This window comes from Leptospira interrogans, assembly GCF_900156205.1.
Lineage (GTDB): Bacteria > Spirochaetota > Leptospiria > Leptospirales > Leptospiraceae > Leptospira > Leptospira interrogans.
In genome coordinates this window covers 1-15,780 of sequence record NZ_FTNA01000004.1, presented here as the reverse complement: position 1 = coordinate 15,780, position 15,780 = coordinate 1, and the positions used below count along the sequence as shown (strand labels likewise).

Sequence of the window (15,780 nt, the reverse complement as noted above, 5' to 3'; positions counted from 1 at the left end):
ATCTTTTTATATGATAAAAAACAGAATCTTAATTACGATCTTACTTCTACTTCCTGGGATTCTTGCAGCACAAAATAGAAGTTATACGGAAGATCCTTTTGACGAATTAATTAGAGAAAAAAAAGAAATTTTCGGAAGTGAAAAGGAAGAAAAGTATCCGGTTCGGATGCTTTTTGTGGACGTTGAAAAATGGCCAGGACATTTATCCTGGCACGCGTTTTGGTTTATTAGAAGAACCGATTATCCAAAATTTAAGCAATTTAGAATATTCCCATTTTATAATTCTATTGAGGCGAAGTCTGGAAAGGCAAGCCTGGATTCTGTTTTTCCATTTTTTAGTTATCGTAGGGTAGAAAAAGAAGGGTTAAAGGAAAAAACTTTTTTATCTCCTCTTTTTTACAGCAATAACATAGAGCCAGTAGACGGTGGAATTGGTTATAGGGAATCTTCTAAATTTTATTGGTTAGGTTACAATTCTAACTCTTCTGGTCCTGGATTTGAAAAGAATTTTTCTATGTTTCCAGGTTTTTTGCCTTTGTTGATTTTAAAATCTGATTTAAACAACGGAATCAGATCCAATTCTATGATGGTTCTTCCTTTATTTTATTTTCACAAAAGATCTTTGGAAGAGTCAGATACTTGGTTTACTTTACTAAGATGGGGACACAATACAGAGAAAAAATTTTTTAATTTTTTACCATTGATATATTATACCAATTATAAAATCAAAGAAGATTATTCGTTTACTTTTTTTCCATTGTATCATCAATCCAGAACAACTGGCTTAAACTCTCAAATGTTTTCTCATTATTCTCCTTTTTTATTTTGGGAAAAAGAGAAGTTTTCGGATTCGGAATGGGAATCTTCCTTTTTACCTTTACTTTTGTTTTATAAATCAAAATTGCTCGTTTCTGGAAAGGAAACCACTCGTTTATTTTTTGCTCCATTAGCTTTGTATTTAAAGGAAGATGGAGAAAATTATAAAATTCGAAACTTTCTAGTATTTCAATGGGGAAAAGAAAACGACTGGAGTTATTTTAGAATTTTTCCTTTTTTCTATTGGTCTAAAACAAAAGATCAGTCGGATAACACTTTAACTTTTTTTCCTTTTTGGTTTTATAAAGCAAATTCTTATTTTCATATTCCTTTATTAGGTTTCTTTCATGTATTTTCAGATGCTCAGAGTGAAACGTTTGCTCCATTTTTTTATAAGTATGACACGCCAAATCACAAAGAATTTTTTCTTTTAGGTTACCATTCCCAATACTTTAGTCCTGGTTCTTCTAATTTGGGTAATTTCGTTCGTTTTTATCCGTTTTATTATTCCTCTTATGAGCAAGACGGTTCGTCTTTTTTAGGTTTAGCTGGTTTATTTTATCGTTGGAAAAATTATAAAGATGAGACCGTTGCTAGGGTTATTTTACCTTTTTATTATTATCAAAAAAATGAATATAATCTTTTATTTCCTTTCTATTTTAGATTTGGAGGAGACGATTTAGATTATGTTTCCTTCAGCCCCTTCCATTACAAACTTAGATCAACTAATGTAGATAGAGATTGGATTTGGTTGTATTATTCTTCCGAAGACAGAAAAGAAAAAACAAGTTCACTTATTCTAGCTCCTTTTTATTTCGAGTGGAAAAGCGCCGAGTCTAGAGGAGATATTTTACTTCCTGCGTATCTCAAATATTATGAAAAGAACAAAAACTTAGAATTGTATTTCGGAGGTTTTTCCATTTCTCAAACGGGAGGAAGGTTCGATGCTTCTTTGAAATCAAGTGGTTCCGGAAAAGAATACTATATAGATTTAGATTATTCTTTTATGTATAATTTATTTAGCATTTCCTTGAGAAAAGAAATTACCAGTCCATTTACTTTTTTTACGGATACAAAAAAAGAAGAAGAGTCCACTTTAATACAAGTTCAAAACCCAAAAAGTAATGAAGTTAAAAAGGATTTTCGCATCGAAAAGTCGAACGAAGAATTTCAGAAACCTGCGTTGGATGAAAATTCTAATTTTGCTTCTTATAAAAAATTGGCTAGAGAAACTTCTAAAAACTATTTCGGTTGGGAGGCTTTGTTTGGAATTGTAAGTTATCAATCTGGGGACGATAAAAAACATTTTCGGATTCTTCCCTTGACTTGGTTTACTTGGGGGACAAACAGCAATGATTATATATTTGTTTGGCCTTTGCCACCTATTTTTTTTGGAAAGGTGGGAAACGAATCGTATCGGGTTGTGTTTCCTTTTTATGCAGAACAAAAAAAGGGAACGAATTTTGTTCTTTCTTTGGGAATTTTTCTATTTTTAATGGAGAAAGAAAATGATCGCAGAGAATATTCTGTTCTTTGGCCTTTAATACGTTATGCGAGATCTAAAGAAGAAACTGCGTATCGTTTTTTTCCTATTTTTACCCATCGTGAAACCGCTGAACGTTTAGAAACAAAAAGTATATTCTATTATCGTTATAAAGAAAAAAACGGAACTTACGAAACTTCTTCTTTTCATGGAATTTTATTTCCATTTTACCAGGCTTCCGAGGAAATTTTTACAAAAAAAGATTTTAGATCCGTTTCTGGTTATAATACTTTAATTCCTTTTTATTTCAGAAATTATTTAGATCGTTTTGAAGGTGAAAAACAAGTTTTTCAAGAAAGAAATCTATATACTCTTTTATTCTTATATTCTTATAAAGAAAATTTGCCTTTAAAACATAAAGAATCTTTTTTCTTAAGTCCGTTTTATTATTCTTCAAATGAAGAAAAAGAAAAGTTCGATACTTCTTATGTTTCCGATCTAAATTTGATTTTACCGATTCCTCTTGTGGTTTGGGGAAGAGACAAAAAAGGAGAGGGTGGGGACAAACGATTTCGTTTTATTTTAGGTTATTATACTTCTTCTTTCTTTCAAAGATCGGTGAACGTTACTTTTCAAAAATCTTCTTGGAATTTTCTTTTATTTATGGGTGGAGAAAGATATATAGACGATTCTTATTCTACTTTAGGTGCACAGGAAACGACTCGTTTTTATTTATTTCCGTTTTATTTTAGAGAAGAAATTATGAAAGGTGGAAATTGGACATATCGATCTCATAAAATTCCGATTTTATATTCCAGTCAGACAACTCCTAATTCTTATGATATTACAATTTTATTGTTTGCTGGATTTAGATCCGATCCGGAGTCGGGAATTAAACGTACAATGATTCTTCCGTTTTGGTATCAGAGTGAAAATAGAGATAAGATTTCTGGAAATGATCATAAGAATTTTAGAACTTTCACTCCAGTTTTTTTTCAAATGGAAACTTTTGAAAACTGGACAAACGGAAGAAATAGTTCCGAAATTTCTAGATTCTATACAATCCTTCCGCTTCCAATGTTTTATACGTTTGAATCTAAAACCAAATATGGCTCTAATTCTTCAAGTGGTTTAGTTGTGGAAGATTCTTGGGGTTTTGATTGGTTACTTTTTATCAATTATGAAAAACAAAATAAAATTTATTTTGAAGTTGAAACACAAATGGTTTCGGAAAATAAAACTCAAACTGAAACGAAATCAGTTTCACTAAAAACGTTATTTGCTCTTTACGGTTATGAGAAGTTTGAAAAATTTTCAAATGGTACTACAGTCTTAAGCCGGATGAATGCTTATTTATTTCCTTTATTTTTTTATAAAAATGCTGATTCTGCAGATTCTTCGTCTACTTATAGATGGATGATTCCGATTTTAGCTTACAGAAGTTTTCAAGGAAATCAGGATGGAGCCGTGATTTCTCATACTAATTTACTCGGGATTCTATTTGACTATCAAAGAGACGACATACTGAAAACGAATAGTATCTTTTTCTTTCCTTCGATTTACTATTCTAGCGATCAAAAAAATAAAGATAAAACTTTTTTCTTCCTTCCTTTCTTCTATACTCGGTCGTATGGGGATTCAGAATCTAATTTTTTTATCCTAGGTTATTATCAACGTAATAGTGAACGGTCCAATCGTTATAATTTTTTATACTTATTCGATTTGGAATTGTACGTGTCCGATCAAAGAAAAGAGCTTAGTCTTTTTTTAGGAGTTTTTAACGCGGAGTTTGAAAGGGACAGAACACGATGGGGAGTTTTCGGAGGGATTCTGTTAGGTTACGAATCTACTCCTCAGATGACTGATTGGAATTTTTTATGGATTCGGTATTTAAATTCTCCTCAGGAAAAAATCCAAAACTTTCTACCTATTTATAGATATGGCGAAACTCAAGAAGGTTATTCGTTTTTAGCACCTCCGATTTTGACGTATCATTCAAAAGATTCGGAAGGTTCGATCACGTTAGGTGGTCTTGGTCTTATTTATTATCAGAATCGTTCTGAAATCGAGAAAAAAGAATCCACCAAAATTTTAGGGGGACTTTTGTACTTTTCCGAAAAAAAAGCGCTTAGAGGTTTTCAAAATTACGGAATCTTAGGAGCACCTTTTATCGGAGGATTACTTTGGAATTACGAATTCGAAGAAGAAACTGGTTTCCAAAAAATGTCTTTTTTAAAATTTATTTTTAGTAGGACTACTTATAAGGGTAAAACTTGGAATAGTTACTTTGGAATTTCTCCTTCTTTATGGTTTGATGAAAACGATTAAAGTTTCCGTAAAATAAAGTTGGAAAGATTTTTTCTAAAGGTATGAGTTTTTATATTATATTTTTTTAATATTTATTCAATTTTCTAAAAATCCTTAAAAGTTCGCTGGTTTCTTTAAAAGTCAGTTTGGATGCGAAAATTTCTCGAATTCCTTCTTCGTAAATCGGCCATGAATTTCTAAGTGCTTGAATTCCGGAAAATGTGATTTCTACGATAAATTCTCTAGCATCTTCTTCGCTTTTTTCCCTTTTTAAAAAACCTTCAGTGACTAGTTTATCTACAGAACGAGTCAAAGCGCTTTTACTTAGTATGATTTCCCGGGCTATATCCGACATTCTAGAACGTTTTTTAGATTTTGTGTAAACCGTATAAAGTATGTCGTACCAAGTAAGAGAAATTGCGTTTGTTTTGGCAAGAGCGGATTCTATTTGGGAGGAAGCTGAGCTGTAAAATTTTAGGCCTGCCGCCCAAGCCTGAATCGATTGTTCTGATAATTTTTCATTCATTAAGAATAGAATGTAATTTTTTAGTTGCAATTGCAATCATTTTTTTAGAATATGAAATAGTTGTAATTGCAACTAAAATTCTTTCCGAATTTTACCCGGCAAGAATTCAAAAGGAGTAACAAATGAACGCACAAAGTATCAGAAAAAAGGTGAATAGATTAAACGAAATGATTTTGGCTGGAAACGTAATAGAAGCTTTTCAGGAGTTTTATCATCCTGCGGTCGTAATGCAGGAAAATACTCAAAATCCTACGGTAGGTTTTGAAGAGAATCTTGCCAGAGAAAAGGATTTTGTTGCCAAAGTAAAATGGAATCTTGCAAAAGTATTAGGTACTATCGTAGATGAGGAAAATAATAGAAGTATTGTTGAATGGGAATTGGATTACGTTCATAAAGAATGGGGTCACATTAAGGCTACACAGGCGAGCGTCCAAACCTGGAAGGATGGGAAAATCTTTCACGAAAGATTTTACTACACTGTAAAATAACAACACTCGGATGCGAGATAAATAATAAATTCATATTATCTCGTATCCTTAGTGCTTTCTAATATGAGTAATATTAAAAAGTTCTATTTTTATGTTTTATTTCATTAGAATTGTTGAAAAATTAATTCTCCATCTGTTTCTATTTTATGGAAACCGGCAATTGAAGCAGTTTTGTTAATCGTCACTATGGAATTTTTCAACAACTCTATTTAAAATAAAATCGTTTATTATAATAAACTAAATCACTTATAAAGACATTTATAAGATCTTGGAAAATTTTTATTTTATAAAACCTTAAAAACAAAGATACAAAACTTTATTTCGATTTTTTTCTTTTAGTGGCAGGTTTCTTTTTTAGATTAGAATTTCGAGTTTGTTTTAGAGTTGTTCCAGTAAAAGAATCCTTTTTTGAGTTTTGATTTTTTGTAAAAAGTTTTAATAGTAGTTTTCCGATTTCTTCTCCTTTGGAAACTCCTAGATTTACTGCCTCTTTTAGTTTATTTGCATTAGTAGTGACTAAACTTACTGGAAGAGGGTTTTCAGGGGAGATAGTATGGATTCGCACTCCTTTGGGAGGTTTTTGCGCTACCGCTCTTGCTAGATTAAAATGATGATGATGCCATCTATTCATTAGCTTTGCCATTTTCCAGTCTTTTGGAAAAGACAGAAGACTAGTCAACATACTAAACGGAGGAGAAATTCTTTCCACAGGAGAATTTAAAACTACCGTAATATCTTTGTATCCTGCCTCTATTAAATCTTCAAGAGGAAATGGATTGAGAACGGCAGCATCTGTATATAATTTTCCATCTACTTTGTGTTTTCCTCTGGTTGCTATTGGAAGAGAGGTTGCCGCTTTTAAAAGATCGAATATGTTGGAGGAAGTAGCTCGCACATATTCGATTGTTCTGGTTTGTAAATTACTGACTGCGATTCTCAATTCTGGTAAACCGAATTTTTCAAAATTTTCTGCGGGCAAAGGATACTTTTGCCCAAACAAGTCATCTACAAGATATTCTTGGTCTAAAAAAGTTTTTCCTAAAAAAGGATGAAAGGGAGATATGAGTTTTCTTCCTGCCAGTTCTATATACCAAATTGCTAAAGTTTTGAGACTTTTTTCTGGTTCCGGTTCTGGCATCGTAACGTAATACGCGGCGGAACAAGCACCGGAGGATACCGCAACTACTAAATCGAAATGTTTTGGAGATACTATTGTATGCAGAGAATGTAACGCACCTCCTGCAAAAGCTCCTTTCATACCACCTCCTTCAACAAGAAGAGCACGTTTGCTACCTTTGGCTATTGGAATTTTCATATTACGGATTCTACCTCGGATTCTTCAAAATTTTCTAATTTAGATTTTTTGAATTCAAATGGATATATAAGATTTGTAAGACTTGCAATTTCGTGCATACATTCGTGTAAAAATTCTTCTGGGTCTCTGTCTGGAGTTAAATATTTTAATTCTCCGATCCGAATTGTAAGAGATGTTCTGCGTAAAAAACCTCTCGGACGGTAGTCTAATCCTAAACATAAAACCGGAAGAGGGGATTGCGGTTTTCCTACGATAAAACGAAACGCCCCTGGTCTTCCTTTTCCCATTTTGTAGGGAACCGTGGTTTGTTCCGGAAAGATGACGAGCATATTACCATTATATAATACTTTTCTTGCAAATAGTAGATCCCTTTTACTTTTACGCGGTTCTAATCGATTCAGTGGGATTCCTCCACATTTTAAAAAGAAATTGAAAAACATAGGCGCTGCCATAGAATCTTTCATGATCGCCCATATATCCCAGCGTATTTTATACAATCCTTTAGCAAGTCCCAAAGGAATATCGTCGTTTCTCTGGTGTTTTACTAAAACTAAAACGTTTCCTTTTTGGGGAACGTTTTCTAGTCCGATAACTTCGGTTTTATAAAATAGACTTCCGTAAATTTTTCCGAACCAACGTAAAATTTTCCTTACTCTAAGAGAACTACCAGGATGTACTCCCGGTTCCGAGTCGTCATACTTTTGGTCAGATTGATCTTGTTCTTCGATCCTAGTTTTTGGATTCATACTGATTTATCTGAGTCAAAATAAATGGAAGGGGTTGCAAAAAAAAGAACTTCTTTTAGCCGAAGAACGAAAAGTTACAAGAGTGTCAATCGTGTAGTTGAGTCTCTATTTTCAACAAATAACTTGGGACGATTCAAAATTGAAAGAAAGTAAACTTATGATCGTTTCCAAAAACATATACAATGATTTAGATGAAATTAAAACTATTCGCGTAAGTATTTCAATTTTGCGTTTAAAGGTGTTTTTGTCTTCATTGTAGCAGTTTTTGATCGTGTAATTTTTAAGATTAAATTTTTATTTTTTAGACTATCCGTTTTTTATAAAAAATGTCTAATTTGCAATTTGAATTTAGAAAAAGGTTTTAAGATTTAGATCTAAAATTGAGTCTTTATTACTTTAAAGATCAATCTCTAGGATTCAAATTTGTGAATATTATCTTACTGATCTCTATATAATAGAATGCGACGAAATGTTAAATGAAATCCATCATTGAACATAGGATTTTAGACGCTCTACTTTGTAGTATGAAGGATTATAGATGATAAAATTATCATATAACCAATTGAGAATTTAATTTTATATTCTCAAAAAGAAAGCTTCTTAAAAATTAAATTGAACTGAAATAAATTGTTGATTAAAATTCGTTTTGGCGATTCAATTAGGCGGCTTCTTTTTTGAGAAAGTTTATCCCATTTTCTTTGAAGGCAAAATTGTTATGTCAGAAGATACTCTTTTTACTAAAAAGAGAAATAAGTTCTATTCTGATTTTGAAGGTGAGCAACCTTTCAAATTGAAAGAATCCTTTATGAAATCTAGAGATATTCAAGATACTGAAATTAATCTTCTTTTGGAGGTGATCTTTGAAAAATACGGCTATGATTTCAGACAATATTCTGAGGCTCACATACGAAGAAGACTTATCAGTAGGCTTGCTCTTTCCGGTTTAAGCAGTATTTCTGAAATGCAGACGCAGGTTTTACAAGATAAAACTTTTGCTTCTAAGTTGTTGCAAGACTTATCAATCACAGTTACGGAAATGTTTCGTGATCCAGATTTTTATGTATGTTTAAGAAAGAAGGTCATTCCAATTTTAAAAACGTATCCGTTTGTAAAAATCTGGCACGCTGGTTGTTCGACTGGAGAAGAAGCGTATTCAATGGCGATTCTTTTAAAAGAAGAGGGGTTGTATGAAAGATCTATTCTTTACGCCACAGATTTTAATGAACAAGCTTTGAACGTGGCAAGGGAAGGAATTTTTAGAAATCGAAGTATGAAAGAATATACGATCAACTATCAGCTTTCCGGTGGGAGTGGTTTTTTTTCGGACTATTATACTTCTGATGGTGAAATGGTGATTATGAATCAAACGTTAAAAAAAAATATAGTATGGGCTCATCATAATTTAGTAACGGATAGAGTTTTTGCAGAAGTGAATCTGGTATTTTGTAGAAACGTTTTGATTTATTTTAAGAGAGAATTACAAAACCAAGTACATCATCTTTTTTTAGAAAGTCTCGTCAAAGGAGGTATTCTTTGTTTAGGTTCTAAAGAAGGAATTTCCTACGGCGGGTTAGCTGAAAAATATGAGTCTTTAGATTCTAAACAAAAAATATACAAGAAAAAATATTAGAATTATATATTATAAAATTCGTATGAACTACGAAGCAATCGTAATAGGAGTTTCAGCAGGAGGGATAAATGCAATGAAAACCATATTGCCAACTTTACCCACTCAATTTGGAATTCCTATTGTGATTGTTCAACATATAGGAGCGCGTTCTGATGGAGAATGGTTTCGAATTTTGGAAAAATTATGCAATATCAAAATCAAAGAGGCAGAGGAAAAAGAGGAAATAAAATCGGGTATGGTATATGTAGCACCGCCTAACTATCATTTATTGATCGAAAAGGATAAAACATTTTCTTTTTCCATAGGGGAACGAGTGAACTTCTCAAGACCGTCTATTGATGTTTTATTTGAAACTGCTTCTGAAGTATATGAAGATAAACTAATCGGAGTTATACTGACGGGCGCAAATTCTGACGGCGCCCAGGGTTTAAAAAAAATTAAAGAAAACGGCGGTCTGGCGGTTGTTCAAGATCCTTTAACCGCTGAGATTGCTTTGATGCCTAGATCCGCTATTGAAGCTACGTCAGTGGATTATGTACTTTCTTTAGAAAAGATCGCTGAATTATTCATAAGACTGGATCAAAATAACCTGGAGCAAAGATAAATATGACCATTCGAGGAAAGCTGATTGTAGGATTTTCCATTATTCTAGGGATGTTGTTGATTAGTGTTTTATTTGTTTTAGACATGGTTTCCGATTCCAACGACAGATTAAAACGAATCGTAGACGTATCTGCAAAAAAAGTGAATTTATCTCATGAAATTTTGATCGGTGTTTTAGAAGCTTCACGTCACGAAAAAAATATCATTATAGAAAAGGACCCTATAAAGATGGTCTATTACAGAGATCGAATTTATAAGGCGGTGGATTCAGTAGATCAAAATACGATTGAATTACAAAGTTATACGGAAGTTCAAGGATCGGAAACACTTCAAAATTTTATATCTTTATGGACCGCGTATAAATCGGATTTGGCTCAAATTGTTTCCCTTTCTTTGGAAAATAATAAAGGCCGGGCATTCGAAATTTCTATCAGTAAAGGTCTTACTATACGAGACTCTATTATTAAAACGTTAAGTTATTTGATTAAAAAAAGCGAAGAAAACATGCAATCTGATAAAGAGGAAAATGAAAGAAAATATTATCTGACATTTCTTTTTTTTATTTTGCTTGTTTTAGTAAGTTTATTTATAGAGATTGCGATTTCTTATTGGATCATTAGAACGATAGGCAATAGAATTCAATTTATTTCTCAAGAAGCCGAAAAAATTGCGAATAGGGAATTTTCAAACGTTCCGCTTGCGGGAGCCTATAAAGATGAACTCCAACCGATTTATCAATTCCTAAACAAAATTCGGGAAAGTTTTAAGGAAATAACAGATAATGCGAATAACGTGGCTTCCGGAAATTATTTCGTAGACTTTGTTCCTAAATCGGAGAAGGACGTTTTAGGAAATTCTCTACGTATGATGACTTCCTCTCTTAGAAAAAAAACTCAGGAAAATGAAAAACACAATTGGATGACAAATGGTCAAAATTTTCTTAACGAAAAATTAAGAGGGGATAAGACCGAGTCAGTACTTGCAAAAGACGTAATTACCTTTTTATCTAATTATCTCAATGCGAATGTAGGAGCGATTTATCTTTGTGACGATTCTGAATGTAGCTTATCTGTTTTTGGAAAATATGGTTTTATTTCTGAGAGTCGTTCTTCCGAAAGATTCGCACTGAATGAAGGTTTGATCGGACAGGTTGCAGCTGAACAAAAACGGATTTTTTTAACGGATGTAGAAGAAGGATCTCTTCGTATCTTATCTGGAATACTGGATACAAAACCAAAACAGATATTAATCGTTCCTTTTGTATTCGAGGGAAAAACACAAGGTGTAATTGAGTTAGGAAAATTAGATTCTTTTTCCCCTTCTGAAATTGAATTTATAGAATCTTCCGTTCAAAGTATAGGAATCAGTTTTAATTCTGCTAGAGCTAGAAGAAAAATTCAAGAGCTTTTGGAACAAACGCGTATACAGAGTGAAGAGCTTCAGACACAACAAGAAGAATTGAGACAGATGAACGAAGAATTGGAGGAACAAACCCAGGTTTTAAGACAACAACAGGAAGAATTAAAAGTTTCTAATGAAGAATTGGAAGAGCAAACACATATCTTAGAAATGAAAAATAAGGAAGTAGAATTAGCAAAAAGTGATATAGAACAAAAAACAAAACAGTTGGAACTTTCTGGTAAGTATAAATCTGAGTTTTTGGCAAACATGTCTCATGAACTTAGAACCCCTTTAAATAGTCTTTTGATTCTTTCCAAAGACCTAGCAGATAATAAAAGAAAAAATCTTTCCGAGGATCAGGTAGAAAGCGCAAACATCATCTATAAAAGCGGACATGATCTGTTGGTCTTAATCAATGATGTATTAGACTTATCTAAAATAGAATCCGGGAAAATGTCAGTTAACTTGGAAAGGGTAGTTTTGAGAAAATTCGCAAAAGAATTAATGAGCACATTTAAGCTCCAGGCCACGGAGAAAAAGTTAGATTTGGATTTAATTTTTGACGATGATCTACCGGAGGTAATTCGAACTGATTCGCATCGATTGAATCAAATTCTAAAAAATTTAATTTCTAACGCGTTAAAATTTACGGAACGAGGAAAGGTTCAAGTCGAAATTAAAAAACAAAACAAAGATAAAATTCTTTTTTCGGTGATTGATTCTGGAATTGGAATTCCAGAAGAAAAACATTCTGCAATTTTTGAAGCGTTTCAACAAGCTGATGGAAGTACTAGTAGAAAATATGGTGGAACTGGACTCGGTTTATCTATTTCTAGAGAACTTGCCAAACTACTAGGAGGAGAAATTTTTCTTAAAAGTAAAGTAAATCAAGGCTCTACGTTTTCCTTATCACTTCCAATCGAAACCAACGAAATTTCGATTTCGGAAAAAGAAAATGAAGTATTTCATAACTCGGTTGATTCTATCCAAAACGAATTTATCAATTATCCAACTTTACAGGACGATAGGAATCAAATCGGAGAGAATGATAAGGTTCTTTTAGTTATCGAAGATGATTTAAAATTTGCTTCTGTATTGATTAAACAGGCAAACGAAAAGGGATTCAAATGTATTTCCGCCGCAACCGGAGAAGATGGATTGATTCTTACTCGAAAATACAAACCTCATGCAATTATTCTTGATTTGGATCTGCCTGGAATTAAAGGGCAAACCGTATTAAACGAATTAAAGGCGGATCAATCTATTAGACATATTCCAGTTCATATAGTTTCCGCAAATGAATATTCTCTCGAACTCATTCGAGGTGGTGCGGTGGAACATATAAGAAAACCAATCCATAAAAAGGAGTTAGACGAAGCTTTTAATCGGATCGAAAATTTCATCAACAGAAAGATGAAAAATCTTTTAATCATAGAAGACGATTTCAATTCGAGAAAGATGATGCTCAAGTTGATTGGAAACGGAGACGTTAAATGTTTTGAAGCGGATTCTGGTAAGGAAGCTCTTAGAGTCTACGCCGAAAATCATTTTGATTGTATTGTTTTAGATATAGGACTTCCCGATATGAGTGGTTTTGAGCTGATTCAAGAAATGGAAAAGATCAAGAATGGACGGATTCCTCCTATAGTCATTTATACGGGTAAAGAACTTACAAAAGAAGAGGATAAAGAGCTTCAGAAATATTCTGAAAGTATCATTATTAAAGGTATTAAGTCCGAAGAAAGGTTGTTGGACGAGACCGCGTTATTCCTTCATAGGATGATTAATGATCTTCCAGAAGCAAAACAGAATATTATAAATAATTTATACGATAAAGACTCGGTTTTATTTCAAAAGAAAATACTTTTGGTTGATGACGACATGAGAAACGTTTTTGCGTTATCTAAAATACTTAGTGAAAAAGGAATGAACGTTTTAAAGGCGGAGGATGGAAACAGCGCTTTGGAATTACTTTCTAAAAACGAGGACGTAGACTTGGTTCTTATGGATATAATGATGCCAGAGATGGACGGTTACGAAACAATGAAAAAGATCCGGGAAATTTCGAAGTATAAAAATCTCACTATTATCGCTTTGACCGCAAAAGCGATGCAAAACGATCGACAGAAATGTATAGAGGCCGGTGCAAATGATTATATACCCAAGCCGGTTGATGTAGAACGTTTGTTTTCTTTGATGAGGGTTTGGTTAAGTAAATAGAAGGTTAAAGATCATGAAATCAAAACCGAAAATACTAATCGTAGACGATAAGCCTGAAAACCTGATCGCCCTAGAAGTTGTGTTAAAGGATTTGGACGTAGAGTTAGTCAAAGCTTTAAGTGGAAACGAAGCCTTAAAGGCGATTTTACGTCATGAATTTGCTTTGGCGTTATTGGACATACAAATGCCAGAGATGGATGGGTATGAATTGGCAGGAATTATACGCGAAGAAAATAAAACGGCGGACTTACCCTTTATTTTTATATCCGCAGTTTATACGGATAACCTGAATGTGTTTAAGGGGTATGAAAAAGGAGCGTTTAGCTTTATCACAAAACCGTTTCAACCAGAAATATTGATCAATAAGGTTCAGTTCTTTATAGACAAACATCTTCAAGATGCCGCATTACACGAATTAAATGAAAGCCTGAGACAGAAAAATTTGGAATTAGAATATTCGAACAAAGAGTTGGATGCATTTACTTATTCCGTCTCTCATGATTTAAAAGCTCCTTTGAGAGCTATAAGAGGTTATACAAAGATATTAAAGGAAGATTATGAAGAAAAATTTGATGAGGAGGGGAAAAGGGTTTTAGGTTTAATCATAGATAATTCTTTGAAGATGAGTAGTTTAATCGATAGTCTTTTGCTTTTGTCTAAGTTAGGAAAAAAGGATATGAAGAAAAAGCCGATCGATATGAACCAATTGGTAAATACGATTCTACAAGAATTTCAAGAAGATTTGAAAAACGGAAAAACAAGTTTAGAAATAAAAAAACTTCCTTCGATTATGGGAGACGCCGAATTGCTCAAACAAGTGCTGATTAATCTTATATCCAATGCGATTAAATATTCTTCTAAAAAGGAAAATCCAAAGGTAGAGATAGGTTCCTCTACAAATGAAAAAGAAATTACGTATTACGTAAAAGATAACGGTGCCGGTTTTAATATGCAGTATGTGAATAAATTATTTGGAGTATTTCAAAGGCTGCATGAAAACAGTGAATTTGAAGGAATAGGAATCGGCTTGGCGATCGTTCAACGAATCGTTCTGCGTCACGGAGGAAGGGTTTGGGCCGAAGGAGAATTAGACCGTGGTGCAACATTTTTTTTCTCTTTACCGATATAAAACTTAAAAAGTAAAATGGCACCTTTTAGGGGACTGACAAAACAGGGTCTTTACAGGCGAAGTCGTTGTCGTTTTTTGCAGAATGAGGTAGCGTGTTATTTATTTATAGAATTTCAATATTCTTAATTTTTTAAAATATTGTATGCGATTCTGTTTTTTGTCTTAACGATTTAGATTATATCAATTCTTCGAAGAAAGAGTTGTAGCCTTTCTAAGATCCATTGTAACCTGAAGTAGTCACATAAAAGTGGACAGCCATTTAAGCAATATTTGTCTCAAATTCTTCAGGGCTGATATAACCTAATGTAGAATGAAACCTGAATCTATTGTAATACACTTCGATAAAATCGAATAGAAGATGCTCCGCTTCCTTCAGCGACCAACCCACTGTCTTGCGTGAATACAAATCCAGGATCACACAGAGATAACTCCAACCAAACGAAGTCCGAATGAATGTAACATCAGACACCCAAATTCGGTTCTGCTCGTTCGGATGAAATTTCCTTTGAACTAAATCAGGAGCAATTCTACCTCCGTGTTTTGAATTCGTTGTCAAAGGTCTAAACTGCTTCCTCTGTTTCCCGCTAATTTTACAGTGTTTCATCGCTTTTCGAACTTTCCTCGCTCCATAGGGAAGATTCGACTTTTTCACTTCCTGAAAGAGTCGTTTAAAACCGTAATTCTTACGACTTTTAAGCCACTTCTCTTGGAGAAAGTTTGTAAGTTCAGGAGCAACTGATCGATCTTTATGACGGTTTAGATATTTATAATATCCTGATCGAGATACTCCTAAAACTCTTGCCATGCTCTAAGCAATTCGATTTCATGAACTTCAATCGGGATTCTGTTCGCGGGAAAGTAACCTAGTTACGTAAAAACGGACACCTTTTACTCAGCGAATGAGGTAAAGGTGAATATGAATAAGAAAGGAAAATACTCTCCGGAGTTTAAAGAACAAGCAGTCAAGCGAACACTTTCTGGTTCGTTTACGATAAAAGAAGTAGCAGGGTCACTTGGAATCAGCTATTTTGTGTTACGACAATGGAGGGGAGAATACTTGAAAAAATCAGAAGATCAGCTCCCACTTACGGATAAACAGTTAAAAGAAAGTGAAGA

Annotated in this window: 10 protein-coding genes and 1 pseudogene; 7 read left to right on the top strand and 4 right to left on the bottom strand. The window is 33.4% G+C overall.

Annotated features, from left to right (window positions below):
- Window positions 1-10: 10 nt before the first annotated feature.
- Window positions 11-4,627, top strand: a complete 4,617-nt coding sequence (locus BW942_RS04385) for an LA_1737 family protein (RefSeq protein WP_000594767.1) — start codon at window positions 11-13, stop codon at window positions 4,625-4,627.
- 64 nt (window positions 4,628-4,691) lie between these two features.
- On the opposite strand, the gene BW942_RS04380 is transcribed toward BW942_RS04385, so the two are convergent.
- The gene (locus BW942_RS04380) at window positions 4,692-5,132 is read right to left on the bottom strand and encodes a MarR family winged helix-turn-helix transcriptional regulator (RefSeq protein ID WP_001003251.1); all 441 of its coding nucleotides are present in this window, start codon (window positions 5,130-5,132) and stop codon (window positions 4,692-4,694) included.
- A gap of 122 nt (window positions 5,133-5,254) precedes the next feature.
- On the opposite strand from BW942_RS04380, the gene BW942_RS04375 reads away from it, so the two are divergent.
- On the top strand, window positions 5,255-5,620 hold the full coding sequence (locus tag BW942_RS04375) for a nuclear transport factor 2-like protein (RefSeq protein ID WP_000993822.1): 366 nt from the start codon (window positions 5,255-5,257) through the stop codon (window positions 5,618-5,620).
- A gap of 316 nt (window positions 5,621-5,936) precedes the next feature.
- Here the strand turns inward: BW942_RS04375 and BW942_RS04370 are convergent, their stop codons facing one another.
- Window positions 5,937-6,935, bottom strand: coding sequence for a patatin-like phospholipase family protein (locus BW942_RS04370; protein WP_017861799.1), 999 nt, complete (start codon window positions 6,933-6,935; stop codon window positions 5,937-5,939).
- Window positions 6,932-7,681, bottom strand: a complete 750-nt coding sequence (locus BW942_RS04365) for a lysophospholipid acyltransferase family protein (RefSeq protein ID WP_001068465.1) — start codon at window positions 7,679-7,681, stop codon at window positions 6,932-6,934. Before BW942_RS04365 ends, BW942_RS04370 begins: the two co-directional genes overlap by 4 nt.
- A 715-nt stretch (window positions 7,682-8,396) precedes the next feature.
- Here BW942_RS04365 and BW942_RS04360 point away from each other — a divergent pair.
- The 4 genes from BW942_RS04360 to BW942_RS04345 are packed head-to-tail and all read left to right on the top strand — an operon-like array spanning window position 8,397 to window position 14,664.
- A complete protein-coding gene (locus BW942_RS04360) occupies window positions 8,397-9,311 on the top strand; it encodes a CheR family methyltransferase (protein ID WP_002146507.1) in 915 nt (304 codons plus the stop codon).
- A gap of 22 nt (window positions 9,312-9,333) precedes the next feature.
- On the top strand, window positions 9,334-9,915 hold the full coding sequence (locus tag BW942_RS04355) for a chemotaxis protein CheB (protein ID WP_001105137.1): 582 nt from the start codon (window positions 9,334-9,336) through the stop codon (window positions 9,913-9,915).
- A 2-nt stretch (window positions 9,916-9,917) separates the two neighbouring features.
- A complete protein-coding gene (locus BW942_RS04350; protein WP_000155460.1) occupies window positions 9,918-13,535 on the top strand; it encodes a response regulator in 3,618 nt (1,205 codons plus the stop codon).
- A 13-nt stretch (window positions 13,536-13,548) separates the two neighbouring features.
- On the top strand, window positions 13,549-14,664 hold the full coding sequence (locus tag BW942_RS04345) for a sensor histidine kinase (protein WP_000837658.1): 1,116 nt from the start codon (window positions 13,549-13,551) through the stop codon (window positions 14,662-14,664).
- A 259-nt stretch (window positions 14,665-14,923) separates the two neighbouring features.
- Here the strand turns inward: BW942_RS04345 and BW942_RS20790 are convergent.
- Window positions 14,924-15,521, bottom strand: a pseudogene (locus tag BW942_RS20790) (DDE-type integrase/transposase/recombinase); the annotation flags it as partial.
- Between the two features lie 59 nt (window positions 15,522-15,580).
- Here BW942_RS20790 and BW942_RS04335 point away from each other — a divergent pair.
- The coding region (locus BW942_RS04335) for a transposase (RefSeq protein ID WP_053903046.1) at window positions 15,581-15,780 on the top strand (200 nt) is incomplete at its 3' end.

Excerpts from the sequence above, each read along its gene's own strand:
- BW942_RS04385 (WP_000594767.1), top strand. The coding sequence starts at position 11 with ATGATAAAAAACAGAATCTTAATTACGATCTTACTTCTACTTCCTGGG.
- BW942_RS04380 (WP_001003251.1), bottom strand. The coding sequence starts at position 5,132 with ATGAATGAAAAATTATCAGAACAATCGATTCAGGCTTGGGCGGCAGGC.
- BW942_RS04375 (WP_000993822.1), top strand. The coding sequence starts at position 5,255 with ATGAACGCACAAAGTATCAGAAAAAAGGTGAATAGATTAAACGAAATG.
- BW942_RS04370 (WP_017861799.1), bottom strand. The coding sequence starts at position 6,935 with ATGAAAATTCCAATAGCCAAAGGTAGCAAACGTGCTCTTCTTGTTGAA.
- BW942_RS04365 (WP_001068465.1), bottom strand. The coding sequence starts at position 7,681 with ATGAATCCAAAAACTAGGATCGAAGAACAAGATCAATCTGACCAAAAG.
- BW942_RS04360 (WP_002146507.1), top strand. The coding sequence starts at position 8,397 with ATGTCAGAAGATACTCTTTTTACTAAAAAGAGAAATAAGTTCTATTCT.
- BW942_RS04355 (WP_001105137.1), top strand. The coding sequence starts at position 9,334 with ATGAACTACGAAGCAATCGTAATAGGAGTTTCAGCAGGAGGGATAAAT.
- BW942_RS04350 (WP_000155460.1), top strand. The coding sequence starts at position 9,918 with ATGACCATTCGAGGAAAGCTGATTGTAGGATTTTCCATTATTCTAGGG.
- BW942_RS04345 (WP_000837658.1), top strand. The coding sequence starts at position 13,549 with ATGAAATCAAAACCGAAAATACTAATCGTAGACGATAAGCCTGAAAAC.